Source organism: Streptomyces mangrovi (assembly GCF_900114215.1).
GTDB lineage: Bacteria > Actinomycetota > Actinomycetes > Streptomycetales > Streptomycetaceae > Streptomyces > Streptomyces barkulensis.
Genome location: NZ_FOSG01000011.1, coordinates 1 through 26,441 on the forward strand (window position 1 = coordinate 1; position 26,441 = coordinate 26,441).

Consider the following 26,441-nt stretch of genomic DNA (forward strand, 5'->3'; position numbering starts at 1 on the left):
ACCGGTGGTCGGAGCGGACGATCATCGGCCTGGTGATGCAGTCCCTGGACAACTCCCTGACCACCTACCTCAAGCCCAGGGGGCCGGGCAAGGGCCTGCTGACGGCGAAGCAGGGCCACGGCGCGCCCAACCCCGACCACATCCCCGAGGGCGCCGAGGCCGCAAGACTCCTCGCCGAGGAGATCGGCGGCTTCCCGGGCACGAACCTCGGCGAGCTGATGGGCACACCGCTGACCGCGCACTTCCTGGGCGGCTGCCCGATCGGCGCCTCGCCCGACGAGGGCGTCATCGACCCCTACCACCGGCTCTACGGACACCCGGGCATCTCGATCGTCGACGGCGCGGCCGTCTCCGCCAACCTCGGCGTCAACCCGTCGCTGACCATCACCGCCCAGGCCGAGCGGGCGATGTCCCTGTGGCCCAACAAGGGCGAGGCCGACCCCCGCCCCGAGCAGGGCACCGACTACGTACGCGTGCGGCCGGTCGCCCCCCGCAGCCCCGCCGTCCCCGCGCACGCCCACGCGGCCCTGGTCCTGCCCGTGCCGCCGGTCCCGCCCAGGGAGTGAACCGCGAGAACCCGGCACCGGGCCCGGCCGGAACCCGGCGGGGCCCCGCGCGTGTGACGGCCGATCGGCCCACCCTCCGCCGATCGGCCGAGCGTGACAGGAGAAGAACGCGGCGCTGCCGGAGTCTGGGGGAGACGGCCCGGCGACCGGCCGGACGTCACCCCTGCCGACACCCGGAGGGCACCATGCGCCACATCATCCGAGGTGACCGCGCGGCGCTGGCCGCGATCGCCGTAGTCCTCGCCGGCTGTTCCGCGACGGCCGGCTCCCAGACCCCCGCCACACCCGACGACCGGGCGCCGAAGGCGCCGGGGAACGCACGGCAGGACTCCCACCAGAACCCGCAGCGGGACAGATCCGACAGGCCGCGGGGAGATGCCGGGGGCGGTCCCGGGGAGAGCGACCCGGCGGCGGTGCGGGCCAACGAACTGGGCGCCGTACCGGTGCTCATGTACCACCAGATCACGGACGAACCCCAGAGCATCGACGACCGCACCCCCCAGGAGTTCCGCGCCGAGCTGGAGCGGTTGGCGCGCGAGGGCTACGTACCGGTCACCGCACGGGAGTTCACCGGCGCGGACATGGACATACCCGCCGGAAAGCACCCGGTGGTGCTCACCTTCGACGACTCCACCCCCGGCCAGTTCCGGCTCGGCGAGGACGGCCGCCCCGCTCCCGGCACCGCGGTGGACATCCTGCTGGACGTGGCCGGGCGCCACCCGGGCTTCCGGCCCGTGGCGACCTTCTTCGTCAACGCCGACCCGTTCGGCGAACCCGGCGGCCGCAAGACGCTGAAGTGGCTGGACGACCACGGGTTCGAGGTCGGCAACCACACCCTGAAGCACAGCGTCCTGGGGGAAGCCGACGACGCGACGGTCCAGTGGGACATCGCCTCCAACCAGTGGCTGATCGACAAGGCGCTGCCCGACTCGCCGGTGGTGTCGATGGCGCTTCCCTACGGCTCCATGCCCCGCGACCGGAAGCTCGCCCTCACCGGCGAGTACGGCGGCGTGCGCTACCGCCACCAGGGCGTCTACCTCGCCGGCGGGCGCCCCGCCTCCTCGCCCTACTCCTCCGACCTCGACCCCGGCGCCATCCCGCGCATCCGCTCCCAGGAGACCGACACCGCCGAGGGCGCGTACAGCTCCTCGGCCTGGCTGGACAAGCTGGACGACGGCACGGTCGAGCGCTACACCTCCGACGGCGACCCGGAGACGGTCAGCTTCCCCCGGGAGATGGCGCACCGGCTCGCCTTCGACCACCAGGAGGCCGCACGGCCCTACTGACGTGCTGACGTGCTGACGTACCGACCGGCCACCGGGCCGGCCGTGCGCTACCCCGAGCGGGGATGCGGTACGGCGACGACCTGGTCGTCGTCCTCGTAGACGATCCGCCCGGGGTCCGAGGACCGAAGGCACCGGTAGGCGATGCCGTGCGCGGCGAGGATCTCCAGATAGCCGTCCACGCGCTCGATCAGGTGCCGGGCCGAGGACTTGAACCACGCCACCGCGCCCGGGTTCACCGCGGGGTCGTAGACCGTGGGGTCCACGGAGGTGGGGTTGGTGTAGTTGGCGTCGTACCAGGCGTTGTTGATCCGCCGGAAGAGCTCCTGCTCGGCGGTCAGCCGGCCCGCCCGGCCCAGATTGTTGACCAGTGCGAAGATGCCGGGGTGGATGTCCCGTCCACCCCGGTCCGCACCCTGGAAACGCACGTACCGCGCCTGCTCCACGCCGGCTCCCGCCCTTCTCCGGCCCGCCCGTCCGCCCCGCCCCCTCGGGAAGGGCTCCTCAGGAGACGGTGCGGGGGATGTCCTGCTCCGCCCAGACGACCTTCCCACCGGGCGTGCGGCACGAACCCCAGTTGCGGCTGAGCATGTTGACCAGCTGCAGGCCGCGCCCGCCCTCGTCGCTGAGCTCCGCGTGCTGGATCTGGGGCAGATCGGGGCCGGTGTCGGACACCTCCAGCGTCAGCCTCTCGTGCCGCATCAGACGGAGCTGCCCGGGCCCGCCGCCGTACCGCAGGGCGTTGCCGACCAGTTCGCTGACGACCAGCTCGGCGATGTCGGAGAGCTCCTCCAGGCCCCACAGGGCGAGCCGCTCGGTGACCAGGGAGCGGGCCACGGACGCGGCGGTGCCGTCCGGCGGCAGCGGCCACACGCACAGATCGGTGCCCGGCGGCAGCTTCCCGCCGGCGGCCACCAGCAGGACGGACTCGTCCAGGCGCTCCACGCCCCCCGGAGCGATCCCGTCCGGGTTCCGGTGCTCCAGCAGCCGGTCCACCAGTTCCGGGGCGGTCTTCGTCAGCCGCCGCAGCTGCGCCTCGATGTCCCCCCGGCGCGTCTTGACCAGACCGTCGGTGTACAGCACCAGACGGCTCCCGGCCGGCACCCGCACGGTGGCCGCGTCGTAGGGGATCACCCCGGCACCCAGCGGAGCCCCGGCGGGCACCTCGACCCGCGAGACGGTGCCGTCGGCGTCCACCAGCAGCGGCGGCATGTGCCCCGCGCCGGCGATGGTGCAGCTCGCGGTGGCCGGGTCGTAGACGGCGCACAGGCAGGTGGCGACCTGGTCGTCCTCCAGGTCGCGGGCGGCCAGGTCCAGCCGGGCCAGTACGCGGTCGGGGGCGGTGTCCAGGGCCAGCAGCGTACGGCCGACCGTGCGCAGCCGCCCCATCGTGGCCGCCGCGGGCACCCCGTGGCCCATGACGTCCCCCACCACCAGGGCCGTCCGGCCGCCGGGCAGGGCGATCACGTCGAACCAGTCGCCGCCGACTCCGCTGGGGTCCAGGCTCGGCGTGTAGTGGGTGAGCACCTCCAGACCCGGTGTGTTCGGCGTGGCGCGGGGCAGCAGGCTGCGCTGGAGGGAGAGGACGTGCTCGCGCTCGCGCCCGTAGAGGCGGGCGTTGTCGATGAAGACCGCCGCCTTGGAGGCCAGCTCCGTCGCCAGTTCGACGTCGGCGCGGGTGAACGGGGGGCTGCCGGGGCCGCGGACGAAGTCGGCGACCCCGAGCAGCACACCGCGGGCGGTCAGCGGCACGGCCATGTAGCTGTGCACCCCCGCCTGGCGCAGTTTGACCGCCGCGCTGGGCGTCGGGGCCACCCGCACGTAGTCGTCGCGCCTCATCCGGCTCAGCAGGACCGGCTCCTGGGCCCGCAGGCAGTGGACCGAGAGCAGCGTCTGGGGGTGGACGGAGAGCTCGCCGGGCTTGTCCGGCTCCAGATCCTCCATCTCGACGACCGAGGACACCGCGACGGCCCGGGTGACCGGGGGTTCCGGTCCCGTCCACCGCTCGCCGCCCCCGCCGCGCAGCACCGACTCCAGCAGGTCGACGGCCGCGCCGTCGGCCAGCCGGGGGACGGTGAAGTCGGCCAGTTCCTGCGCGGTCCGCTCCAGGTCGAGCGTCGTGCCGATCATGGTGCTCGCCTGGTTGAGCCACGCCAGGCGGCTGCGGGAGGCGCGGGGGCGGGCCAGGGCGGCGGTCGCGCGGCGCATGCGCACGGGCGCCCGGCCGCTCCGTACGGGCCGATGCCGCCGGTGGCCACCGCTGCCGTTCGCTGTCACGACTCTCCCCACTCGCACCCCGCCACTGGTGCCTCAAGGGTCTTCCAGGCCGTGGGCGGCGGCTCGTCGGGAAGAGGGGCGTTGAGCCGGACGGAGGCATTCGTTCCGCTTCCGTCGGCCCGCCCCGAGGCTCAGCGACCGTTGACGGGTGCCGATCATCGCACACGGCCGTCGGCCGTGGACTGCTTTCCCGGAGTTCCCGGAGTTCCCGGAGTTCCGGACCCTTCCGCGGCGAGGGCCGCCACCCTGTCTTTCGAGGGTAGGTCAGCCGTCCCCGGGGCGCCCTCGGGGGGGCGGAGGAGTGATTCACCGGACCCCGGTTCTTGACGCACTGCCGGCCCGGTGGCTTGATGGCTTTGCTGGGAGCGCTCCCATTCCATCGGAAGGACGACTGTGCGCAGCAGACATCTCTTACGGGCGGCCCTGACCGCCCTGGCCGTACTGCTCGGGCTTCTCGGGCCCCTCGAATCCCTCGGTCCGCCGGGAGCGGGCACCGCCGCGGCGGCCCCGGCGGGTGCCGCCGCGGAGCCGGTGCGGATCATGCCGCTGGGCGACTCCATCACCGGCTCGCCGGGATGCTGGCGCTCGCTGCTGTGGAACCGCCTCCAGGAGGCGGGGCACACGGACGTCGACTTCGTCGGAACGCTCGGCCCCCAGGGGTGCGGGCAGCCGCACGACGGCGACAACGAGGGGCACGGCGGCGCGCTGGTGACCGATGTGGCGAGCCGGAACCTGCTGCCGGGCTGGCTGTCCGCCACTCGGCCGGACATCGTTGTCATGCACTTCGGGACCAACGACGTCTGGAGCAACCGCTCACCGGACGCCGTCCTCGCCGCCTACAGCACCCTGGTGGACCAGATGCGGGCGAGCAACCCGGGCATGAAGGTCCTCGTCGCGCAGATCATCCCGATGAACCCCGCCACCTGCGGTGAGTGCGCCCGGCGCGTCGTGGAGCTCAACGAGCGGATCCCGGACTGGGCCCGTTCCGAGAGCACCCCCGGCTCGCCGGTGATCGCGGTCGACCAGTGGACGGGCTTCAGCACCGGGAGCGACACCTACGACGGTGTGCACCCCAACGCCTCCGGTGACGAGAAGATCGCCGCCCGCTGGTTCCCGCCCCTGGCCGACCTGCTGGCAGAGGACGGCTCCGGTGACCCCGGCGACCCGGATGACCCCGGCCAGGGCGAGGCCGCCTGCACCGCCTCGCTCCGCGTGGCGTCGAGCTGGCAGGGCGGTTACCAGGGCGAGGTGACGGTGAGCAACACCGGGACCGGGCCGATCTCGGGCTGGACGGTCCGGATCGCCCCGGACGGAGACGGGCGCATCACCCAGGCCTGGAACGGAACCCTCGAAGCCGGCGCCGAAGGCGTCGCCACCGTGCGCAACGCCGCCTGGAACGGAACGGTCCCCGCCGGAGGCAGCGCGTCCTTCGGCTTCGTGGCGTCGGCCGACTCCGCCTCGGCGACCGTCACCTGCACCGCCACCGCCGCCTGACCGCTGTCCGGCCGCGGCCGGGTTCGTACGGGCCGTCCCCCGTACGAACCCGGCGGGTCGGCTGAGTGCCGCCCACCGAACCCGCCGGACGGGCGGCGGCCCGTCCGATCACCCGGAGTCCGTCGGAGAACCCGGCACGGGAACCGGTCCGCAGGCACTACCATCCTCGACTGTCGCACCTGGCTGCAATTACATCTGCGCTTGCAGATGTAATTGCAGCCAGGGCAACGCCGATACGCGGAACAACGGAACGTCATGGCCGGGGCCCGGTCCGAGGGGACGGCCCGGCCGGTGAGGGGCGACAATGCAGCAGACCGTCAACGGCATGCAGGCCGCGGAGCTCGAGGGTGCGGCGTGGCGCAAGAGCCGCCGCAGCAGCATGGGCAACTGCGTCGAACTCGCCCCGCTGCCGGACGGCGCGGTGGCCGTGCGCAACTCCCGTCACCCCGAAGGCCCCGCCCTCGTCTACACCCGTGAGGAGATGGCGGCCTTCCTCCAGGGCGCCAAGGACGGCGAGTTCGACGACATGGTCGGCTGAGCCGAGGCCGGGCGGGGGCGGAGGGAAGGCTTCCGCGGGATCGGCCGAACCGGCGGCGGTCCGGCGGCACCGCTGTACGGCGCGACGGCGGCGGTGGCACACTGAGTGCCTGTCCCTTCACCCAGGAGAGCAATCATGGCCGCCGGACCGAGCCACTCCTTGTCGATAAAGCGCTATATCGAGCATCCCAAGGGCAGTCCGACGGTGCTGCGTCTGGTGGTCGGCTCCCAGCTTCGGCGGCTGCGCAAGGAGCGCGGCATCGATCTGGAGGAGGCGGCCAAGGCGATCCGCGGCTCCACCGCCAAGGTCAGCCGTCTGGAGCGGGGCCAGGGCGCGTGCAAGGAGCGCGACATCGCGGACCTGCTCACACTCTACGGGGTGCTGGACGAGGACGAACGGGCGGACTTCCTCGCGCTGACCCGCCAGACGAACACCCGTGGGTGGTGGCACCGGTACAGCGACGTCCTCCCCGAGTGGTTCGAGCGGCATCTCGGCCTGGAGGAGGCCGCCTCGGTCATCCGCACCTACGAGGTGCAGTTCATCCCCGGCCTGCTGCAGACGGAGGAGTACGCCCACGCGGTGACCCGTCTGTGCCACCCCCATGCCTCCGCCCAGGAGAACGACCGGCGGGTCCGGCTGCGCATGGAACGGCAGGCCCTGCTCGCCCGGTCGGACGCCCCGCGCCTGTGGGCGGTCCTGGACGAGGCCGCCCTGCGGCGCCCGCTCGGCGACACCGAGGTGATGCGCGGTCAGCTCCGCCGTCTGATCGAGGCGGCGCGGCGGCCGAACGTCACACTGCAGGTCGCGCCGTTCGAGACCGGCGGCCTGGCCGCGGTGGGCGGCCCGGTGACGATACTGCGCTTCCCCGAGCCGGATCTGCCCGACGTCGTCTATCTGGAGCAGCTGACCAGCGCGCTCTACCTGGACAAGGAGGAGGACGTCGACCACTACCTGTCCATCATGGACCGGCTCTGCGCGGTCGCCGAGACCCCCGTGGACAGCGTGGGCTTCCTGGAGGGACTTCTGGAAGGACTCGCCTGAACACGGTGGCGGGAACGGCCCGTTCATCCGTGCGGGGCCGGGGCCGCTCTCCCTTCGAGGAGAGCGGCCCCGGCCCCGCACACGGTCCGGCGGCGGTCCTCAGGGCATACGGGCGACGCCCCCGAACTCCTGCCACTCCCAGGTGCGCTGCCTGGGCCCCACGTCCGAGTCCGGACGCCAGGTGGAGACCTCCACCAGGCCGGGCTCGAGGATCTCCAGCCCCTCGAAGAACCGCTCGACCTCGTGCGGCTCCCTGACCCGGCCCCAGTTGCCGCCGGTGCTCCTGTCCATGAAATCGGTCACGGACCTGCGCGTCTCGGCGTCCTCACTGACCAGCTGGCAGATCACGAAGAAGCTCCCCGGCGCCAGCCGTTCGGCCACCCGCTTGACCACGCCGGCCGGGTCGGCGGAGTCGGGGACGCAGTGGAAGACGGAGTTGAACAGGGCGGCGACGGGCCGGTCGAAGTCGATCAGCCGGGCGGTGTCCGGGTGGTCGAGGATGCCGTCGGTGTCGCACATGTCCGCCTGGATGACGGTGGTGTTCTCGTTCTCCGCCAGCAGCGCGCGGCCGTGGGCCAGCACGATCGGGTCGTTGTCCACGTAGACCACGCGCGCGTCGGGGTCCACCCGCTGCGCGATCTGGTGGACGTTGTCCTGGGTGGGCAGGCCGGAGCCGTGGTCTATGAACTGCCGGATCCCGTAGTCCTGGGCCAGGACGCGCACCACGCGCTGCAGGAAGCGGCGGTTGTTGAGCGCCAGCGCCTGGGTGCTGGGGACGACCTCCAGGAGTTTGTCGGCCGCCTCCCGGTCGACGGCGTAGTTGTTCTTGCCGCCCAGGTAGTAGTCGTACATGCGCGCGGCCGTGGGGACGGTGACGTCGATCCTGCCGGTGAGGGGTTCCCTGGACTGGTTCATCCGGGCCTTCACAACCTTCCGCCTGGGAGATGTGTCGAGACTGGGGCGGCACCCGCCGAGTGGGGACCCATGCTGCCAGGCGCGCCCCCTCCCCGCCGCGGAAAGGCGAACACTCGCCGGCTGCTTTCCGCGGTGCGCCCCGGTGGCCCGGCCGGGAGCAACCCCCTTTGCGCGCAAGCTGGTTGGGTGGAAGCGCGAAGCGCTGCGGAGCCGCGGGCGGACGGCGTCAGGTGGAGTCGCGGACGACGAGCGAGGTGGGGAGCAGCAGGTGCCGCCGCGCGCCGCCGGGCTCGCCGATCTCCCGCAGCAGCAGGTCGGTGATGCTCCGTCCGATCTCTTCGACCGGCTGCCGCACGGTGGTCAGCGGCGGGTCGGTGTGCCGGGCCACGATCGAGTCGTCGAAGCCCACCACCGCCACGTCGTCCGGCACCCGCCGCCCCCGGCGGCGCAGTTCGGCCAGGGCACCCGCCGCCATCACGTCCGAGGCGGCGAAGACCGCGTCCAGCCCGGGGCGGCGCTCCAGCAGCTCGCGCATGGCGAGGCGTCCGCCCTCCTCGGTGAAGTCGGCGGGGGCGACCAGCTCCCCGCCGGCCTCCCGCCCGGCCTCGCCCAGAGCCTTCCGCCAGCCCCGCAGACGGCTGTCGGCCACGTCCATGTCCGGCGGGCCGGTGATGGTCGCGATCTCGCCCCGCCCGCGCTCGATCAGGTGGCGCACCGCGTCGCGCGCGCCTCCGATGTTGTCCGAGTGCACATGGTGCAGCGGCTCGGCCGGGGAGCGGCGCCCGGCCAGGACGGTCGGCAGCCCGAGCTTCTCCAGCAGGCCCGGCAGCGGATCGTCGCGGTGCACCGAGACCAGCAGTACGCCGTCCACCCGGCGCGCGGTGAGGAAGCGGGTGAGCTGGTCCATCTCCCGCTGGTCGCGGACCAGGGTGAGCAGCAGCTGGATCTGGGTGCCGGCCAGGCCGTTGCTCACACCGCGGATCACGGCGGAGAAGTAGGGCTCCGACCCCAGCCGGCTCTCCGACTCGGGTATGACCAGGGCGATGGAGTCGGTCCTGCTGGTCACCAGCGACCGCGCCACGGAGCTGGGCACGTAGCCCAGTTCGGCGATCGCCGTCTGCACCGCCGCTCTGGCCTCGTCGCTGACCAGGGTGGAGCCGTTGAGGACCCGGGAGACGGTGGTGCGTCCCACTCCGGCCCGGGCGGCCACGGTCTTGATGGTCGGCCGCCGAGTGGCCCCCATGGCGTACCCGCCTCCCTCTGCTTCCACCGCGCCGCGCACGGCGCTCACCAGCGCATTGTGTCAGACGGCCGTACGGCGGCCGGCCGGCACCGGTGCCCGCCGAGGGCCCCGGCGGATAACGGATCCGGTCCCCGTCCTTGACATCGAACGTTCCTGCGGACAGTCTTCCACAACCTGATGGGAACGCTCCCACCTTCGAGTGGGAACGATTCCACCCGTCGGGCCCGTGCGGCCCGCCGGGGCCGCACCGCGGTGATTTCCGTCGCCGCCCGCAAGGAGGACGCCATGGGCAGTGCCCGCAAGCTGTTCGGTACAAGAGTCGTGGCCGTCGCGTCGGTCGCCGCCCTCACACTCGTGGCGGGCTGCTCGGGCGGCGGTGACAGCGACGGAAAGACCGAGGACGGCAAGACCGTCATCACCATGGGTCTGTTCGGCGTCATGGGCATCAAGGAGACCGGCCTCCTCGAGAAGTACATGGAGGAGAACCCGGACGTCGTCATCAAGGCCGAGATCGCCGGTGACGAGCAGACGTACTACACCGCGCTGCAGACCCGCCTGGCCGCCGGCAGCGGCCTCAAGGACATCCAGGGCATAGAGGTCGGCCGCGCCAAGGAGCTCGCCGACACCCGGGCCGACAAGTTCGCCGACCTCTCCGGCGTCCCCGGCACCGACCACTTCCTGCCCTGGAAGCAGAGCCAGGTCACCACCGGCGACGGCAGGGTGATCGGCCTGGGCACGGACATCGGCCCGATGGCGGTCTGCTACCGCAAGGACATGTTCGAGAAGGCGGGCCTGCCCACCGACCGCGAGGAGGTCGCCGCGCTCTGGGACGGCGACTGGGCGAAGTACGTCGAGGTCGGCAAGGACTTCAAGGACGGCTTCAAGGGCGACGCCGCCTATCTGGACAGCGCCAGCGGCCTGTTCAACGCCATGATCTACGGCAGCTCCGAGCAGTTCTACGACAAGAACGGGGAGCTGATCTACCAGGACAACCCGGTCATCAAGGATGCCTGGGAGCTGGCCACCGGAGCGGCCCGGGACGGCCTGACGGCCAAACTCCGCCAGTTCCAGCCCGGCTGGGACCCGGGCCTGGCCAACAGCAGCTTCGCCACCACCGTCTGCCCGGCGTGGATGCTCGCCCACATCAGCGAGAAGGCCGGCGAGGCCAACAAGGGCAAGTGGGACGTCGCCAAGGCCCCCAAGGGCGCCAACTGGGGCGGCTCCTTCCTCGGGGTCATGGAGGACAGCCCGGTGAAGGAGGAGGCCAGGAAGCTGGTGGCCTGGCTGACCGCGCCGGAGCAGCAGGAGCACATCTTCAAGGAGATCGGCAACTTCCCCTCCTCCGCGGAGGCTCTCAAGTCCCCGGCGGTCACCGGGGCGAAGTCCGAGTACTTCAACAACGCCCCGATCGGCGAGGTCTTCGGCGCCGCGGCCCAGGACATCCCCGACGAGCAGGTCCTCGGCCCCAAGGACGGCACCATCAAGGACACCTTCTCCCAGGGCCTCCAGCTCGTCGAGCAGGGCAAGAGCCCGGCCGAGGCGTGGGAGACCACCGACGAGCGCATCAGGAAGGCCGTCGACTGACCCGGCCCTCCCCTCTCCGAAGTCCCCGGCGGCCACCGCCTCCCCGCGCGGCCGCCGGGGCCTTTGGCCCCACCGTCCCCCGTCCTCCCAGTCCTCACCCTCCTCCCACCACGCACTCCCAGGAAGGAAGCCCCCCGTGGCCACCTCCACCCCGGCATCCGGCCTCGGCGGGCCGCAGAGCGGACCGGCCGGCCCCACCAAGGAGAGCCCCGACGGCCGGAACGGGGCGCGTCCCCGGCGGCCGTGGAGCACCCTCCTGCACCGCTTCGACATCAAGGCGGCCCCCTACGCCTTCGTCGCCCCCTTCTTCGTCGTCTTCGGCGCGTTCAGCCTCTACCCGCTGCTCTACACGGCCTGGATCTCCCTCCACGACGTGGAGCTGGCGACCATGGACATCATGGAGTGGGAGGGCTTCGGGAACTACTCGCAGCTCTGGCAGGACGACCGCTTCTGGAACGCGCTGGCGAACACCTTCACCATCGGCGTGATCTCCACCGTCCCGCAGCTGCTGATGGCCCTCGGCCTGGCGCACCTGCTCAACTACAAGCTGAAGGGCTCGGCGTTCTTCCGGGTCGCGGCCCTGACGCCCTACGCGACCTCGATCGGCGCCGCCGCGCTGGTGTTCACCATGCTCTTCGAGCGCGACTTCGGAATGATCAACTGGTTCCTGAGCCTGTTCGGAGTCGACAACGTCGACTGGGAGAACAGCAAGTGGCCCGCCCAGTTCGCGATCTCCTCCATCGTGATCTGGCGCTGGACCGGCTACAACGCCCTGCTGTACCTGGCCGCGATGCAGGCCATTCCGCAGGAGCGGTACGAGGCGGCGGCCATCGACGGCGCCTCGCGCTGGCAGCAGTTCACCAAGGTCACCATCCCCGGCATCCGCTCCACGATCGTCTTCACCATCGTGCTGTCCACCATCGGAGCCACCCAGCTCTTCGGCGAACCGCTGATCTTCGGCCAGGGGCCGAACGGCGTCAGCGGAGGAGCGGACAACCAGTACCAGACGCTCGGCCTGCTGCTGTACGAGGAGGGCTGGAAGAACTACGAGATGGGGCGGGCCGCCACGGTCGCCTGGGCGATGTTCCTCCTACTCATCCTCGCCTTCGTCCTGCAGCGCGTCGTCAAGCGCGTCAAGTCCCGCACGTCCTGACCAGGGAGCGGTAATCCCATGACCACCGACACCGCCCGCCCCCGGGCGGACGTACCCGAGCCGCTCGCGGACACCGTCGCGCCCACGAGCCGCCGGCCCCGCCTGTCCCTGCGCCCGAAGGCCGGACAGCAGCGGAAGGCCGGGCCCGTCGCCTACGCGCTGCTCGGCCTGGCCGCGCTGCTCTCCCTGTTCCCGCTGTACTGGACGATGGTGGCGGCCTCCACCGACAACACCCGGGTCTCCCAGACCCCGCCGCCCTTCCTCCCCGGCCCCAACCTGCTGAAGAACCTCTCGGCCGCCTGGGAGGACGCGGCGATGGGCACGGCGCTGGTCAACAGCCTCATCGTCGCCATGACGATCGCCCTGTCCACCGTCCTGTTCGCCACCCTGGCCGGCTTCGCCTTCGCCAAACTGCGCTTCCGCGGCCGCAACATCCTGCTGATGCTGGTCATCGGCACGATGATGGTGCCGCCGCAACTGAGCGTGGTGCCGCTGTTCATGATGATGACCGAGCTGGGCTGGGGACAGAAGCTGCCCGCGGTCATCTTCCCCACCCTGGTCAGCGCCGTCGGCGTGTTCTTCATGCGGCAGTACCTGCTGGAGGCGCTGCCCGACGAGCTCATCGAGGCCGGCCGCGTGGACGGCGCGCACAGTCTGCGGATCTTCTGGAGCGTCGTCCTGCCGGTCGCCCGTCCCGCGATGGCGGTGGTCTTCATGATCACCTTCGTGCACGCCTGGAACGACTTCTTCTGGCCGTTCATCGTGCTCGACATGACCAACCCCACGATCCCCGTCGCCCTGACCCAGCTCAGCGCGGGATACGTGCGCGACCAGTCGCTCATCATGGCCGGCGCGCTGCTGGGCACCCTGCCGCTGCTGGCGATGTTCGTCGTCTTCGGCAAGCAGATCGTCGGCGGCATCATGCAGGGCGCGGTCAAGGGCTGACGCCCCGCCAGGAAGACCCGGACGCCCCGCGCTCCGGGCCCCTCCCGCCCCGACCCCACACCCGATCCCACCCTCTCGACACCACCGATCCGGAAGGACCTTCGTGGCCACCGCATCCCGTACAGCCGAACCCGCCCCGGCGACCCGGAGCGCCCGGGTGTTCCCGCCTGGCTTCCTGTGGGGCACCGCGACCGCCGCCTACCAGATCGAGGGCGCCGCCGCCGAGGGCGGCCGCACCCCCTCCATCTGGGACACCTTCTCCCGCACCCCCGGCAGGACGCGCAACGGCGACACCGGGGACATCGCCTGCGACCACTACCACCGCTGGCGCGAGGACCTGGAGATCATGGCCGACCTCGGTGTGGGCGCCTACCGGTTCTCCGTCTCCTGGCCGCGCGTCCAGCCCACCGGCAGCGGCCCCGCCTCCCGCGAGGGACTGGACTTCTACAGCCGCCTGGTGGACGGGCTGCTGGACAAGGGCATCCAGCCCGTCGTCACCCTCTACCACTGGGACCTGCCCCAGGAACTGGAGGACGCGGGCGGCTGGCCGGAGCGCGCCACCGCCGAGCGGTTCGCCGAGTACGCCTCCCTGGTCGCCGGCGCGCTCGGTGACCGGGTGGGCACCTGGACCACCCTCAACGAGCCCTGGTGCTCGGCCTTCCTCGGCTACGGTTCGGGCGTCCACGCCCCCGGCCGCACCGACCAGGCGGGCGCCCTGCGCGCCGCCCACCACCTCAACCTCGCCCACGGACTGGGCACCCAGGCCCTGCGCGCCGCCCTCCCCGACGGCGCGCAGACCTCCGTCACGCTCAACCTCCACCATGTGCGGTCCCTGACCGGCGACCCCGCCGACACCGACGCCGCACGCCGCATCGACGGCGTCGCCAACCGGGTCTTCACCGGCCCGATGCTGCGCGGTGAGTACCCGGAGGACGTCCTGCGGGACACCGCGCACCTGACGGACTGGTCGTTCGTACGGGACGGGGACCTGGCGGACATCCACCAGCCGCTGGACTTCCTGGGCGTCAACTACTACAGCCCCACCCTCGTCTCCGCCGCCTCCGGCCCCGGAACCCACAACGCCGACGGGCACGGCGCGAGCGAGCACAGCCCCTGGCCGGGCGGCGACGACGTCGCCTTCCACCGCACGCCCGGCGAGACCACCGCCATGGGCTGGACGATCGACCCCACCGGCATGTACGACCTGCTGCTGCGGGTCCGGGACGACTTCCCCGGCATGCCGGTGGTCATCACCGAGAACGGCGCGGCCTTCGACGACTACGTCGATCCCGAGGGCCGCGTGCTGGACCCGCAGCGGATCTCCTACCTCCACGGCCATCTGGCGGCGGTGCACCGGGCCATCGAGGCCGGGGCGGACGTGCGCGGCTACTTCCTGTGGTCCCTGCTGGACAACTTCGAGTGGGGATACGGCTACAGCAAGCGCTTCGGCGCGGTGTACGTGGACTACGCGACCGGCAGGCGCGTCCCCAAGGCCAGCGCCCTCTGGTACGCGCAGGTGGTCCGCGACGGCGCCCTGCCGCCGGAGCCCGGCACGGGCGCCTGACCGCGCCTGAGGCCCCAGGGCCCCGAGACCCCGAGACCCCGGCCGCGGGCCCGGCTCCGATCCGTCGGCCGGGCCCGCGGCCGGCCGCTACCGGCAGGTCAGGCGCCCTGCCGCCCGCCGTCCCCGCGGCCGTCCGGCTCCCCGCGTCCCCCGCGCTCTCCAGGTCCCTCGCGCCACTCCCGTACGACCTCGTCGGCGTCGAAGGGCTCCAGGCCCAGCGGGGGACCGGGCGGCGGCATCCGCAGCGCCGCGCGGATCCTCTCGTTGACCCCCGCCACGATCCGCCGCACCTCCGGCTCCGAGCGGGCCCGGCGGGCGGCGGCCAGGGCGTCCTCCGCCTCCTTGCGCAGGGCGAGCGCGGGCGGCAGGTAGGACAGCCCCTCGCGGCTCATCTTCTTCCTGACCCACCACAGGTCGTCGTAGGGCCGGTCCAGGTCGGGCAGCGGTCGGCCCATGCCCGGCAGGGCGTCGAACTCGCCGCGCTCGGCCGCCTCGCGGATCTGCCGGTCGGCCCATGTCTCGAAGTCGATCCCGGGCGGTTTGCGTTCGGTCACGGTGCGGTCCTCCCTGAGTGCGGCTGCGATGGCGGGCTCTCGCGGAGGGGGCTCGTACGGCCCAGATTACGCGCGAGCCCGCCCCGCGGGGCGGGAGCGCTCACCCGGCCAGGGCGAGCACCGCCTCCACGGTGTCCGCCTCCGCCGCCGTCTTGTCCCCCCGGTAACGCAGCACCCGGGCGAACCGCAGCGTGACGCCCTCCGGGTAGCGGGAGGAGCGCTGCACTCCGTCGAAGGCGATCTCCACCACCAGCTCCGGCCGCACCGTCACCGTGAGCCCGTCGTCGTCCACGGCCAGTTCGCGCAGCCGTGCGGTCTGCCAGGCCAGCAGGGCGTCGGTCAGCCCCTTGAAGGTCTTGCCGAGCATCGCGAAGGAGCCGTCCTGGCGGCGCGCGCCCAGGTGGAGGTTGGACAGTTTCCCCGCGCGCCGCCCGTGCCCCCACTCGGCGGCCAGCACCACCAGATCGAGGGTGTGCACAGGCTTCACCTTCAGCCAGGAAGCGCCGCGCCGCCCCGCGCCGTACGCGGAGTCCAGCGCCTTGAGCATCACGCCCTCGTGGCCGCGCGCCAGCACCTCGTCGGCGAACTCCCGCGCCGCGGCGCGGGTTCGCTCGTCCCGCGGGTCCTCGACGACCGTGCGCAGCACCCGCATCGGCTCGGGCACCACCCGGGCCAGCTCCGCGTACCGGTCGGCGACCGGCAGCTCCAGCAGATCGCGGCCGTCGACGGACAGCAGGTCGAAGAAGACGGGCGACAGCGGCAGCGACGCCCGCGCCCGCTCCACGTCCAGCCGCGACCCGACCCGGCCGGCGACCTCCTGGAAGGGCCGGGGCCGGCCGTCCTCGCCCAGGGCGATGACCTCGCCGTCGAGGACCGCCCGCCCGGCCCGCAGCTCCCGGGCGGCGGCCGCCACCTCCGGGAGCCGGTCGGTGATCTCGTCCAGGGTGCGGGTGAAGACCCGCACCGCCGGACCGTCGCGGTGCACCTGGACGCGGATGCCGTCGAGCTTCTCCTCCACCGCGCACGGCCCGAGCCGGTCCAGCGCCTCGTCCACGCTCCCGGCGGTCTGCGCGAGCATCGGCAGCACCGGCCGCCCCACGTCGAGGCGGAAGTCGGACAGCGCGCCGGGGCCGCGGGCGAGCAGGGCTCGGGCCACCTGCCCCAGCGACCCGCCGACCATCACCGCCCGCCGCACCCCGGCCGGCTCCGCGTCCACCGCCGCCGCCAGGCCCTCGACGGCGAACGCGTCCAGGGCACCCTGTCGCAGCTCGCCGCCGATCAGCCGGACGAGGAAGCGCTGCTCCTCGCCGGTGGCGGCGGACAGCAGCCCGTGCAGCAGCCGTCCGCGCTCGGCCTGCGCGCCCCGGCCCGAGACGGCGGCGATCGCACCCAGAGTGCGGTGCACGTCGGCCACCGACAGCGACGGCGCGGCCGCCGGCGGGACGGTCCGGCTCAGCGTCTTCCAGCCGATCCCCGTCCTGCGCTGGGGGATCCTGCCCGCCAGGTAGGTGATGACGACCGGGGCGTCCTCGGGCCCGGCCTCGCGGAACAGCCCGGCGAGCAGGGCGACCTTCCCCGTGCGCGACGGGGTCCGCGCGATCCGGTGGGAGACCTGGGCGACTTCGGCCAGCAGCATCTCCCCATCCTCGCCCGGACGGCCGTCACCGGTACCGAACGGAGCGCGGAAGAAGAGAGGTGCCGGGACCGATGACTTCCGGCGCACCGGCGGGTCCGAACCCGTGAGGCCTGGCCCGTGAGGCCGACTGGAGAGGAAGAGGACGATGGCGAAGGTGACACTGACGCAGTTCCTGACACTGGACGGGGTCGTCCAGGCGCCCGGAGCCCCGGACGAGGACCGCGAGGGCGGGTTCGAGCACGGCGGCTGGCTGGTCCCGTACGCCGACGAGGACATGGGGCGGTTCGTCGCGGAGGGCTTCCGGTCCGCGGAGGCCTTCCTGCTGGGCCGCAGGACGTACCAGATCTTCGCCGCCTACTGGCCGCGGGTCACCGACCCGGACAACCCGGTCGCGAGCAGGCTCAACGCCCTGCCCAAGTACGTCGCCTCCCGGACGCTGGACAGTGTCGGGTGGCACAATTCCACGCTGCTGGAGGGCGACGCGGTGCGGGAGGTCGCGGCCCTCAGGGAGCGGCTGGAGGGCGAGCTGCAGATCCACGGCAGCGGGAACCTGGCGCGGAGCCTGATGGCGCACGGCCTGATCGACGAGTACCGCCTGCTGACCTATCCGGTGATCCTGGGCGGCGGCAAGCGCCTGTTCGACGGCGGCGCCGTGCCGACCGCACTGGAGCGGACGGGAGGCAGGACGACCTCCATCGGGGTGGCGATCGGCACCTACCGGGTGGCGGGGCGGCCGGGCCACGGCTCGTTCGACCTGGAGGAGTGAGCCGGACCCTGGGCCGGGGGTGATGCCGTCGCTTTGGGGCCGGCGGCCTTTCGCCGGCCCGCGGCGCATGAACGCTCAACCTCTGACATGTCCGCCGCTGTTCGCAAAGGCGGAGATTCGGTGACCGTCCCGCGGTGGGGTAATCTCGCCGTGTCCGCACGTTTGTCGGATGACAAGCGTGACGGCCTGTGAACGTGGTGTGAACACCGCCTGCCCGTCCGGGTGCGACCGGAGGAGCACGGCACGTGACGAATCCGGTGGCGGACGAGCGGAGCGATGGCGGACATGGCTGACACCACGGTTGGCGAGCCGCGCCCGGCGGAACACGGCGGGAACAACCGCGGCCGGAGTGACGGCGAGGCGGGGGAGCGGGAGCTGAGGCAGCTCCTGGCCGGCCTGACGGCCGTCCGGGACGGCGACTTCGGCACCCGGCTGCCGGACGGCGCCGACGGAGTCCTCGGCGAGATCGCCACGGTCTTCAACGGCATGGTGGACCAGCTGTCGCTGTTCACCTCCGAGGTGACCCGCGTCTCCCGCGAGGTCGGCAGCGAGGGACGCCTGGGCGGCCAGGCCCAGGTGCCCGGCGCCGGCGGAGCCTGGCGCGACCTGACCGACTCGGTCAACTTCATGGCGGGCAACCTCACCACCCAGGTGCGCTCCATCGCCCAGGTGACCACCGCGGTCGCCAAGGGCGACCTCTCCCAGAAGATCCGGGTGGACGCCCGTGGGGAGATCCTGGAGCTGAAGGAGACCATCAACACGATGGTCGACCAGCTCTCGGGCTTCGCCGACGAGGTCACGCGGGTGGCGCGCGAGGTGGGCACCGAGGGCAAGCTCGGCGGCCAGGCGGACGTCAAGGGCGTCTCCGGCACCTGGCGCGACCTGACCGACTCGGTCAACTTCATGGCCGGGAACCTGACCGGCCAGGTGCGCTCCATCGCCCAGGTCGCCACCGCGGTCGCCGAGGGCGATCTCTCCCAGAAGATCCGGGTGGACGCGCGCGGGGAGATCCTGGAGCTGAAGGAGACCATCAACACGATGGTCGACCAGCTCTCGGCGTTCGCCGACGAGGTCACGCGGGTGGCGCGCGAGGTGGGCACCGAGGGCAAGCTCGGCGGCCAGGCCGCGGTGCGCGGAGCCTCCGGCACCTGGAAGGACCTGACCGACTCCGTCAACGTGATGGCCTCCAACCTGACCGGTCAGGTGCGCTCCATCGCCCAGGTCGCCACCGCCGTCGCGCGCGGCGACCTGTCGCAGAAGATCACCGTCGAGGCCAAGGGCGAGGTCGCCGCCCTCGCCGACGTCATCAACACGATGGTCGACACGCTCTCGGCGTTCGCCGACGAGGTCACGCGGGTGGCGCGCGAGGTGGGCACCGAGGGCATCCTCGGCGGCCAGGCCCGGGTGCCGGGCGTGGCGGGCACCTGGAAGGACCTGACCGACAACGTCAACTCGATGGCGAACAACCTGACCGGGCAGGTCCGCAACATCGCCCAGGTCACCACCGCCGTCGCGCGCGGCGACCTCACCCGCAAGATCGACGTCGACGCGCGCGGGGAGATCCTGGAACTGAAGACGACCATCAACACGATGGTCGACCAGCTCTCCGCCTTCGCCGCGGAGGTCACCAGGGTGGCCCGCGAGGTCGGCAGCGAAGGACGCCTGGGCGGCCAGGCCGAGGTCGAGGGCGTCTCCGGCACCTGGAAGCGCCTGACGGAGAACGTCAACGAGCTGGCCGGGAACCTCACCCGCCAGGTCCGCGCCATCGCCGAGGTCACCGGCGCCGTCGCCGAGGGCGACCTGACCCGCTCGATCACCGTGGACGCCTCCGGAGAGGTCGCCGACCTCAAGGACAACGTCAACTTCATGGTGCAGTCCCTGCGCGAGACCACCCGGGCCAACCAGGAACAGGACTGGCTCAAGACCAACCTGGCCCGCATCTCGGGCCTGATGCAGGGCCACCGCGACCTCGCCGTCGTCGCAGAACTGATCATGGACGAGCTCACCCCGCTCGTCGGCGCCCAGTACGGCGCCTTCTACCTCGCCGAGGACGACGACGAGGGCACCGAGCTGAGCCTGGTCGGCTCCTACGGCCACCCCGCGGCCGGCGGCGCCGAGCCGCCGCGCTTCAGGCTCGGCCAGTCCCTGGTCGGCCAGGCCGCCCGCAGCCGCCGCACCATCACCGTCGACGACCTGCCGCCCGGCTACGTCACCGTCTCCTCCGGCCTGGGCGCCACCGAGCCCGCCGGTCTGATCGTCCTGCCGATCACGGCGGAGGACCAGGTGCTCGGCGTCATCGAACTGGCCTCGGTCACCCCCTTCACCGCACTCCACCAGGACTTCCTGGGCCGGCTGATGGAGACCGTCGGCGTCAACGTCAACACCATCGTCGCCAACGCCCGCACCGACGAGCTGCTGGCCGAGTCCCAGCGCCTGGCCGCCGAGCTCCAGGAGCGCTCCGAGGAACTCCAGGTCCAGCAGGACGAACTCCAGCGCTCCAACGCCGAACTGGAGGAGAAGGCCGCCCTCCTGGCCTCCCAGAACCGCGACATCGAGACCAAGAACCTGGAGATCGAGCAGGCGCGGCAGGAGCTGGAGGACCGCGCCCAGCAGCTGGCACTGGCCTCGAAGTACAAGTCGGAGTTCCTGGCCAACATGAGCCACGAGCTGCGCACCCCGCTCAACAGCCTGCTGATCCTCGCCCAGCTCCTGGCGCAGAACCCGACCCGCAACCTCACCCCCAAGCAGGTCGAGTACGCGGGCATCATCCACTCCGCCGGATCCGACCTGCTCCAGCTGATCAACGACATCCTGGACCTGTCCAAGGTCGAGGCCGGCAAGATGGACGTCAACCCCGAACGCGTACCCCTGCGCGGCCTGCTGGACTACGTCGAGGCCACCTTCCGGCCCCTCACCACCCAGAAAAGCCTCGGCTTCACGATCACCACCGCGCCCGGCGTCCCCGTCGACCTGTTCACCGACGACTCCCGGCTGCGGCAGGTGCTGCGCAACCTGCTGTCCAACGCGGTGAAGTTCACCGAGTCCGGCGGCGTGGCCCTGAGGATCGAACCGGTCGCCCCGGACGAGCTGCCCCCCACCGTCCGGCTGCACGGCTCGGCCGTCGCCTTCCGGGTGGAGGACACCGGCATCGGCATTCCCGAGCAGCAGCTGGAGACCATCTTCGGCGCCTTCCAGCAGGCCGACGGGACCACCAGCCGCAAGTACGGCGGCACCGGTCTGGGCCTGTCCATCAGCCGCGAGATCGCCTACCTGCTGGGCGGCGCCATCACCGCCGAGAGCTCCCCCGGGCAGGGCAGCACCTTCACCCTCTACCTGCCCGTGGCACGGCCCGACTTCACCGCCGCGCCGAACGCCGCCTCCCACCAGGCCGGAGCCCGGGGGGAGACACCCGGGCCCGCCGCCGCCCAGGAGCCGCCCGCCGAGCCGCAGCGGCCGCGGAAGCGGCGACTGCTGGTGATCGAGGACCGCCCCCGCGGCCTGCTCTCCCTGGTGGCGGAGAACGCCGTGGCGGACCTGGCCGAGGGCACCGGGGACATGGGCGACCCGCGCGGCCCCGTGGAGGTCGTCACCGCGGTCGGGGCGCAGGAGGCCGCCGCCGCGCTCGCCGCGGAGGCCTGTCACTGCGTGGTGCTCCAGCTCGACATGCCCGACGGGACGGCCATGGGCTTCCTCGAGGCCATGGACGGCGACGCGGCCCTGCGCCGGGTCCCGGTCCTCGCGCACGACAACCGGCGCCCGGACCCGGAGCGGGAACGCGCCCTGCGCTCCCGCGCCGACAGCCGGCCGATGGAACTGCTCTCCAGCCTGGACGAGCTGCGCGAGCGCATCGCACTGCACCTGACCGCCGAGGAGCCGGGCGACGTGCTCCCGCTGGTGCGCGCCGAGGAGAGTGCCGAGCCGGCGGCCCCGCCCGAGGAGGCGGACGGCTCGCTGGCGGGCCGCACGGTGCTGGTCGTCGACGACGACGCGCGCAACGTCTACGCACTCACCGGCATCCTGGAACTCCACGGAATGCACGTCCTGCACGCCGACAACGGACGCAAGGGCATCGAGACCCTCACCGGCCACCCCGGCGTCGACGTGGTGCTGATGGACGTGATGATGCCGGAGATGGACGGTTACGCCGCGACGGCGGCGATCCGTGCCATGCCCGACCACGCCGGTCTGCCCATCATCGCGGTGACGGCCAAGGCGATGCCCGGAGACCGGGAGAAGAGCATCGCCGCCGGAGCGACCGACTACGTGACCAAGCCGCTGGACGCCCGCGACCTCGTCGCGTGCATCCGCCGCTGCCTGGACGTGTAGTCACAAGCCCCGCCCGCCAGCCGACCACCTCCCCGAGGAGCAGCTCAGTGCAGACCCAGCGGCCGGACGAGTCCGTCCCCGAGGACGGGCCGCCGAGCGCTGCCCCGGCACGGGACGCGGCGGCCCCGGTGCCGTCCGTGCGGCAGCCCTACGAAGGCCGGGTGTACGAGCGCGGGGTGTATGACGGCGCCCCACCGCGCGACGGCGCGGACGTCCGCGTCGGCAGGCTGGCCGCCACCGTCGAGCGGCTGCGCCGCGAGGTGCGCGAGGCCCACGCGGCGGCCGAGGGCCGCGCCCTGATCGAGATGGCCAAGGGCATCCTGGTCGAGCGGCTGGGCTGCGGCCCGGCGCAGGCCGCCAGACAGCTGGACACCCTCGCCGACCAGGCCGGCCTCTCCCGGCTGGAGCTGGCCGCCGACCTCATCGACCAGGCCGCCCACGACCGGGTCACCGAGGCGGCCCGCGAGTTCCTGGCCAGGGCGGGAGACGGCGGCCACGGGGACCGGGAGGGCGGCTGCGGGGGGCGGGAGGACCAGGACGGCGGCCGGGGCGAGGACGGCGGGCAGACCCCCTCGCTGTCGGTGCGGCTGCGCACCGCGGAGAGCGGCGCACTGGCCGCCGACGACACCCAGGCGGTCGCCGAGTCCCTGCTGGAACACGCGCTGACCCCGCTGGGCGCCGTGGCGGTGGCCATCTGGGCCGCCGGCACCGACGCCTCCCTCACCCTGGCCGGCTGCGCGGGCTACGCGGCCGAGGAGGCGGCGCGGTGGCACTACGTACCGCCGGGGGTGGCCACCCTCGCCCGCCGGGCCCTCACCGAGCGCCGGCCCGTGTGGTTCGCCTCTCCCGCCGAGGCCGGGCTGCCCACCCTGGGCCGTAGGCAGGCGCCCGAGGGCTGCCGGGTCACGGTCCCCGCCGACAACGGCGGCCGCATCCTGGGCGTCCTGGAGATCTGCTGGCCCGGCCCGCTGGAACCGCAGCCCCCGCAGGTCCAGCGGCAGATCGAGGCCCTGGCCGAACTGTGCGCCCACACCCTGGACAGCCGCGCCGCGGAGGCGGGGGACGCGGAGGAGGTCCTGCGGGCACGGCACCCGGGCGCCTCGGAACTGGTGGACTTCGCCGACGGCCTGCTGGACCCGGCCCTGGTGCTGGTGCCCCAGCCGGACGCCGAGGGCCGGCTCGCCGACTTCCGCATCCACCACGTCAGCGCCCACTTCGTCGATCCGGTGGGCCGTCCGCGCGGCGCCGTCGCCGGATCGCTGCTGCTGGAGGCCTACCCGATGGCGGTGGGCGAGAGCGGTCTGTTCGAGAAGATCGAGCACGTCCACGCCACCGGTGAGCCGTTCCGGGCCGAAAGGATGGTGCTGCGCGCCCTGGTCGGCCAGGTGCCGCTGACGGTGGAGGCGGCCGTCAGCATCAGCCGCCACGGTGAGAACGTCCTGCTCATCTGGCGCGTCCAGGACGAGGCGGCACGGCTGGCGAGCGTGCTCCAGCACGCCCAGCGCCTGGGCCGCATCGGCGGTTTCGAGGAGAACCTCGTCACCGGCGAGATCGTCTGGAACAGCCAGCTGTTCGCCCTCCACGGACTGCCGCCCACCGCCGCGCCGATCCCCCTGGAGCAGCTTCCTGCCCACACCCACGCGGACGACGAGGCCGCCATCGGGCGCTTCCTGCGTACTCTGCTGCACCACCGCCGCCCCGCCTCCACGGCCTTCCGCCTCCAGCGGACCGACGGAATCGTGCGCCACATCCGCGTGGTCGCCGAGCCGGCCCTCGACGAGGGGGGCCGGCTGGTCGCGGTGCGCGGCGCCTACCAGGACGTCTCCGCACAGCACTGGACGGAGGTCGCGCTGGGCGCCACCCGCGACCAGCTCGCCCAGACCGAGCAGCAGGCCGCCGAGCGCAACCGCATGACGCTTCAGCTCCAGCGCGCCATCATGCCGCCCACCCGGGGCCCCATCGACGCCGGAGGGCTGGACATCGCGGTGCGCTACCGCCCCGCCGAGAAGGACCATCTGGTCGGCGGCGACTGGTACGACGCCGTCGTCCTGCCGTCCGGCCAGGTGCTGCTCTCCGTCGGCGACGTGGCGGGCCACGGCATCGAGGCGGCCACCGGCATGGTCGTCCTGCGCAACGCGCTGCGCGGTCTGGCCACCACCGGAGCCGGCCCCGCGCAGATACTGGCCTGGCTCAACACCGTCGCCCACCACCTCACCGAGAACGTCACCGCCACCGCCGTCTGCGGCCTGTACGACCCGGACACCCGGACACTGCGCTGGGCCCGCGCGGGCCACCCGCCGCCGGTCCTGGTGCGCCGGGGGGAGGCGACCACGCTGCCGCTGGTCGGCGGACTCCTGCTCGGCGCCATCGCGGAGGCCGGGTACGAGGAGGAGAAACTGGTGCTGGAGACCGGCGACATGCTGCTGATGTACACCGACGGCCTCATCGAGCGCCGGGACCGCTCCCTGCAGGAGTCCCTGGACCAGCTCATGGCCCTCGCCCGGGACTTCGGCGCCACCCTGGACAAGCAGCTCGACCGCCTGCTGACCTACAGCAACTCCGACACCGACGACGACACCTGTGTCGTCGGCGTCCGGATGCGCTGACCCGGCCCCGCTCCTGCCGGACCACTCCGGCCGGCCCGCCGTTTCCGCTCCCGCGCACCGGGTACCTGCGCCGTGCACCCGAACGCGACACACGGTGAGGACGGATGGCCATGGGCGAGACGAACAGGCACCAGGAGCAGGGCGAGGGCGAGCACGGCCACGGTGCCGGGCGTCGCACCGACCCGGCCGACCGGGGCCCCGGAGCCCACTCCGGCCAGGAGACGCGGATGGAGCACCGCACCGTCCCCGGTACGGCGAGCGCCGCGGAGGGCTTCTCCGGCGGCGGCACCGTCGAGGGCGAACCGCTCAAGGGCGTCGAGGCCGAGGAGGATGCCTCCCGCAAGGCGCGGCGGGCGGAGGAGGACGCCTCCGGCTCCGGCCGGAAGCGCGGAAGCTGAGCCCCGGCGCGGGCGGGCCCGGCGCGGGCGGGGCGCACCGGGAGCGGCCCGGTGCGCCCGGCGCGCTCAGCGCCGCAGCGGGACGAAGCGCACCCTCAGCCCCGGCACCGCCTGCGCCGCCGCCGCCAGCGCCTCCCGCGGCACCACGCCGACCACCGGATAGCCCCCCGTGGTCGGATGGTCGGCGAGGAAGACGATCGGCTCGCCGCCCGGCGGCACCTGCACCGCGCCCGCCACCATCCCCTCGCTGGGCAGCTCACCGCGCACCGCCCGCTCCAGGGCGGGCCCCTCGGTCCGCAGCCCGACGCGGTTGCTCTCGGCGGACACCCGGTAGATCCCCCGGGCCAGCGCGCGCAGCGCGCCCGGGGTGAACCAGTCGTCGCGCGGCCCGGGCACCAGCGGCAGCACCAGCTCGCCCGACGGCGGCCCCGGAGCGGCGGAGGCGACCGCGTCCGCCCAGGGCACGGGCCCCGACGCCGGCCCCACCGGCAGCCGCGCCCCCGCCGACAGCGGCGCCGGGCCGAGCCCGGACAGCAGATCGGTGGACCGGCTGCCGAGCACCGGCTCGACGCCGACGCCGCCGGCCACGGCCAGATAGCCGCGCACCCCGGCCCGCGCGGCGCCGACCTCCAACACCGCCCCGCCCGGCACCCGTACCGCCGCACCCCACGGCGCCGGACGGCCGTCGATCCGCACCGGGCACGGAGCACCGGTCACCGCCGCCACCACGGCCCGGTCCGGGCACACCGCGCACCCGGTGAGGGTGGTCTCCAGCGTCGCGGCGCCGGGCGCGTTGCCCACCAGACGGTTGGCGAGCCGGTGGGCGGGGGAGTCCAGCGCCCCCGAACGCGGCACCCCCAGATGCGCCAGGCCCACCCGGCCCAGATCCTGCACGGTGGTCAGCGCACCCGGCCGCAGGATCTCCAGTACGCCCGCGCCCGTCATGTCACCGCCTCGAACCGCACCCGGGTGCCCGGGGCCAGCAGCGCGGCCGGCTCCCGGCACACGTCCCACAGCACCGCGTCCGTCCGGCCGATCAGCTGCCAGCCGCCGGGCGAGGTACGCGGATACACCCCCGTGTACGCCCCGGCCAGCCCCACCGAGCCCGGCGGCACCGAGGTGCGGGGGACGGCACGGCGGGGCACGCCCAACTCCCCGGGCAGCCCGGTGAGATAGCCGAACCCGGGGGCGAATCCGCAGAAGGCGACCCGGAACTCGGTGCGCGTGTGGATCGCGACCGCCTCCTCCTCGTCCACCCCCCACAGCGCCGCCACCCCGGCCAGATCGGGGCCGTCGTAGCGCACCGGCAGCACCACCGCGGCGGTGCCCGCCGGGGCGGCGCCGGGGAACTCCCTGCCTTGCAGCCACCGCGCCAGCGCCCCCGGCTCCTCCACCCCGTCCAGCAGGACGGTGGCCGCCGCCGGGACGATCTCCTCCACCTCGGGCAGCTCACCGGCCTCCCGCAGCCGCACCAGCTCGGCGTGGAGGGCCTGGGCCCGCCCGGTGCCCCCCACCTCCAGCAGCAGGGCGCGCCTGCCCATGGGCAGCACCC

21 protein-coding genes are annotated in these 26,441 nt (G+C 73.1%); 13 read left to right on the plus strand and 8 right to left on the minus strand.

All coding sequences use genetic code 11. The features are described from left to right. Positions 1 to 566, plus strand: a 566-nt coding sequence (locus BM237_RS16550; RefSeq protein ID WP_139238122.1) for a GMC oxidoreductase, incomplete at its 5' end; no start/stop codon positions are given. Between the two features lie 185 nt (positions 567 to 751). After that, positions 752 to 1,852 carry a polysaccharide deacetylase family protein gene (locus tag BM237_RS16555; protein WP_093850454.1) on the plus strand — a complete coding sequence of 367 codons (1,101 nt, stop codon included), beginning with the start codon at positions 752 to 754 and terminating at the stop codon, positions 1,850 to 1,852. A gap of 47 nt (positions 1,853 to 1,899) precedes the next feature. On the opposite strand, the gene BM237_RS16560 is transcribed toward BM237_RS16555, so the two are convergent. Next, positions 1,900 to 2,295 (minus strand): hypothetical protein, encoded by a 396-nt coding sequence (locus BM237_RS16560; RefSeq protein WP_093850455.1) that lies wholly within the window; start codon positions 2,293 to 2,295, stop codon positions 1,900 to 1,902. 58 nt (positions 2,296 to 2,353) lie between these two features. Then, positions 2,354 to 4,057, minus strand: a complete 1,704-nt coding sequence (locus BM237_RS16565; protein WP_093850456.1) for an ATP-binding SpoIIE family protein phosphatase — start codon at positions 4,055 to 4,057, stop codon at positions 2,354 to 2,356. A gap of 462 nt (positions 4,058 to 4,519) precedes the next feature. Between BM237_RS16565 and BM237_RS16570 the strand changes: the two genes are divergently transcribed. The 3 genes from BM237_RS16570 (at position 4,520) to BM237_RS16580 (ending at position 7,199) form a co-directional block, all read left to right on the plus strand. Further along, positions 4,520 to 5,620, plus strand: a complete 1,101-nt coding sequence (locus tag BM237_RS16570; RefSeq protein ID WP_245793675.1) for a GDSL-type esterase/lipase family protein — start codon at positions 4,520 to 4,522, stop codon at positions 5,618 to 5,620. 304 nt (positions 5,621 to 5,924) lie between these two features. After that, on the plus strand, positions 5,925 to 6,158 hold the full coding sequence (locus BM237_RS16575; protein ID WP_093850457.1) for a DUF397 domain-containing protein: 234 nt from the start codon (positions 5,925 to 5,927) through the stop codon (positions 6,156 to 6,158). A gap of 135 nt (positions 6,159 to 6,293) precedes the next feature. Then, on the plus strand, positions 6,294 to 7,199 hold the full coding sequence (locus tag BM237_RS16580) for a Sco1979 family transcriptional regulator (RefSeq protein WP_093850458.1): 906 nt from the start codon (positions 6,294 to 6,296) through the stop codon (positions 7,197 to 7,199). 99 nt (positions 7,200 to 7,298) lie between these two features. On the opposite strand, the gene BM237_RS16585 is transcribed toward BM237_RS16580, so the two are convergent. Both BM237_RS16585 and BM237_RS16590 read right to left on the minus strand, forming a co-directional pair. Then, entirely contained in the window at positions 7,299 to 8,114 is an 816-nt protein-coding gene (locus tag BM237_RS16585; RefSeq protein ID WP_093850606.1) for an SAM-dependent methyltransferase, read from the minus strand. A 226-nt stretch (positions 8,115 to 8,340) separates the two neighbouring features. Further along, the gene (locus BM237_RS16590) at positions 8,341 to 9,357 is read right to left on the minus strand and encodes a LacI family DNA-binding transcriptional regulator (RefSeq protein WP_093850459.1); all 1,017 of its coding nucleotides are present in this window, start codon (positions 9,355 to 9,357) and stop codon (positions 8,341 to 8,343) included. Positions 9,358 to 9,642: 285 nt separating this feature from the next. Here BM237_RS16590 and BM237_RS16595 point away from each other — a divergent pair, with 285 nt between their 5' ends. From BM237_RS16595 to BM237_RS16610, 4 genes are all read left to right on the plus strand, one after another. After that, the gene (locus BM237_RS16595) at positions 9,643 to 10,941 is read left to right on the plus strand and encodes an ABC transporter substrate-binding protein (protein WP_093850460.1); all 1,299 of its coding nucleotides are present in this window, start codon (positions 9,643 to 9,645) and stop codon (positions 10,939 to 10,941) included. 136 nt (positions 10,942 to 11,077) lie between these two features. Continuing rightward, positions 11,078 to 12,094 (plus strand): carbohydrate ABC transporter permease, encoded by a 1,017-nt coding sequence (locus tag BM237_RS16600; protein ID WP_093850461.1) that lies wholly within the window; start codon positions 11,078 to 11,080, stop codon positions 12,092 to 12,094. Between the two features lie 18 nt (positions 12,095 to 12,112). Continuing rightward, positions 12,113 to 13,039: a carbohydrate ABC transporter permease gene (locus tag BM237_RS16605; RefSeq protein WP_093850462.1), complete on the plus strand. Its 927-nt coding sequence runs from the start codon at positions 12,113 to 12,115 to the stop codon at positions 13,037 to 13,039. A gap of 103 nt (positions 13,040 to 13,142) precedes the next feature. Continuing rightward, complete coding sequence (locus BM237_RS16610; RefSeq protein WP_093850463.1) at positions 13,143 to 14,603, plus strand: GH1 family beta-glucosidase; 1,461 nt, start codon at positions 13,143 to 13,145, stop codon at positions 14,601 to 14,603. Positions 14,604 to 14,701: 98 nt separating this feature from the next. Here BM237_RS16610 and BM237_RS16615 read toward each other — a convergent pair whose 3' ends face one another. Then, complete coding sequence (locus BM237_RS16615; protein ID WP_093850464.1) at positions 14,702 to 15,157, minus strand: DnaJ family domain-containing protein; 456 nt, start codon at positions 15,155 to 15,157, stop codon at positions 14,702 to 14,704. 100 nt (positions 15,158 to 15,257) lie between these two features. After that, positions 15,258 to 16,793: an ATP-dependent DNA ligase gene (locus BM237_RS16620; RefSeq protein WP_093850465.1), complete on the minus strand. Its 1,536-nt coding sequence runs from the start codon at positions 16,791 to 16,793 to the stop codon at positions 15,258 to 15,260. A 145-nt stretch (positions 16,794 to 16,938) separates the two neighbouring features. Here BM237_RS16620 and BM237_RS16625 point away from each other — a divergent pair, with 145 nt between their 5' ends. From BM237_RS16625 to BM237_RS16640, 4 genes are all read left to right on the plus strand, one after another. Next, positions 16,939 to 17,559, plus strand: coding sequence for a dihydrofolate reductase family protein (locus BM237_RS16625; protein WP_093850466.1), 621 nt, complete (start codon positions 16,939 to 16,941; stop codon positions 17,557 to 17,559). 285 nt (positions 17,560 to 17,844) lie between these two features. Continuing rightward, positions 17,845 to 21,885: a hybrid sensor histidine kinase/response regulator gene (locus BM237_RS16630; protein WP_093850607.1), complete on the plus strand. Its 4,041-nt coding sequence runs from the start codon at positions 17,845 to 17,847 to the stop codon at positions 21,883 to 21,885. A 47-nt stretch (positions 21,886 to 21,932) separates the two neighbouring features. Further along, complete coding sequence (locus tag BM237_RS16635) at positions 21,933 to 24,491, plus strand: SpoIIE family protein phosphatase (RefSeq protein ID WP_093850467.1); 2,559 nt, start codon at positions 21,933 to 21,935, stop codon at positions 24,489 to 24,491. 110 nt (positions 24,492 to 24,601) lie between these two features. Next, complete coding sequence (locus BM237_RS16640) at positions 24,602 to 24,889, plus strand: hypothetical protein (protein ID WP_175541039.1); 288 nt, start codon at positions 24,602 to 24,604, stop codon at positions 24,887 to 24,889. A gap of 66 nt (positions 24,890 to 24,955) precedes the next feature. On the opposite strand, the gene BM237_RS16645 is transcribed toward BM237_RS16640, so the two are convergent. Continuing rightward, entirely contained in the window at positions 24,956 to 25,834 is an 879-nt protein-coding gene (locus BM237_RS16645) for a 5-oxoprolinase subunit C family protein (protein WP_093850468.1), read from the minus strand. Continuing rightward, a complete protein-coding gene (locus tag BM237_RS16650; RefSeq protein WP_093850469.1) occupies positions 25,831 to 26,430 on the minus strand; it encodes a 5-oxoprolinase subunit B family protein in 600 nt (199 codons plus the stop codon). The genes BM237_RS16645 and BM237_RS16650 overlap by 4 nt, the downstream gene beginning before the upstream one ends. Positions 26,431 to 26,441: the final 11 nt, after the last annotated feature.

Excerpts from the sequence above, each read along its gene's own strand:
- BM237_RS16575 (WP_093850457.1), top strand. The coding sequence starts at position 5,925 with ATGCAGCAGACCGTCAACGGCATGCAGGCCGCGGAGCTCGAGGGTGCG.
- BM237_RS16640 (WP_175541039.1), top strand. The coding sequence starts at position 24,602 with ATGGGCGAGACGAACAGGCACCAGGAGCAGGGCGAGGGCGAGCACGGC.
- BM237_RS16565 (WP_093850456.1), bottom strand. The coding sequence starts at position 4,057 with ATGCGCCGCGCGACCGCCGCCCTGGCCCGCCCCCGCGCCTCCCGCAGC.
- BM237_RS16620 (WP_093850465.1), bottom strand. The coding sequence starts at position 16,793 with ATGCTGCTGGCCGAAGTCGCCCAGGTCTCCCACCGGATCGCGCGGACC.
- BM237_RS16555 (WP_093850454.1), top strand. The coding sequence starts at position 752 with ATGCGCCACATCATCCGAGGTGACCGCGCGGCGCTGGCCGCGATCGCC.
- BM237_RS16585 (WP_093850606.1), bottom strand. The coding sequence starts at position 8,114 with ATGAACCAGTCCAGGGAACCCCTCACCGGCAGGATCGACGTCACCGTC.
- BM237_RS16625 (WP_093850466.1), top strand. The coding sequence starts at position 16,939 with ATGGCGAAGGTGACACTGACGCAGTTCCTGACACTGGACGGGGTCGTC.
- BM237_RS16580 (WP_093850458.1), top strand. The coding sequence starts at position 6,294 with ATGGCCGCCGGACCGAGCCACTCCTTGTCGATAAAGCGCTATATCGAG.
- BM237_RS16650 (WP_093850469.1), bottom strand. The coding sequence starts at position 26,430 with ATGGGCAGGCGCGCCCTGCTGCTGGAGGTGGGGGGCACCGGGCGGGCC.
- BM237_RS16605 (WP_093850462.1), top strand. The coding sequence starts at position 12,113 with ATGACCACCGACACCGCCCGCCCCCGGGCGGACGTACCCGAGCCGCTC.
- BM237_RS16645 (WP_093850468.1), bottom strand. The coding sequence starts at position 25,834 with ATGACGGGCGCGGGCGTACTGGAGATCCTGCGGCCGGGTGCGCTGACC.
- BM237_RS16595 (WP_093850460.1), top strand. The coding sequence starts at position 9,643 with ATGGGCAGTGCCCGCAAGCTGTTCGGTACAAGAGTCGTGGCCGTCGCG.
- BM237_RS16590 (WP_093850459.1), bottom strand. The coding sequence starts at position 9,357 with ATGGGGGCCACTCGGCGGCCGACCATCAAGACCGTGGCCGCCCGGGCC.
- BM237_RS16630 (WP_093850607.1), top strand. The coding sequence starts at position 17,845 with ATGGCTGACACCACGGTTGGCGAGCCGCGCCCGGCGGAACACGGCGGG.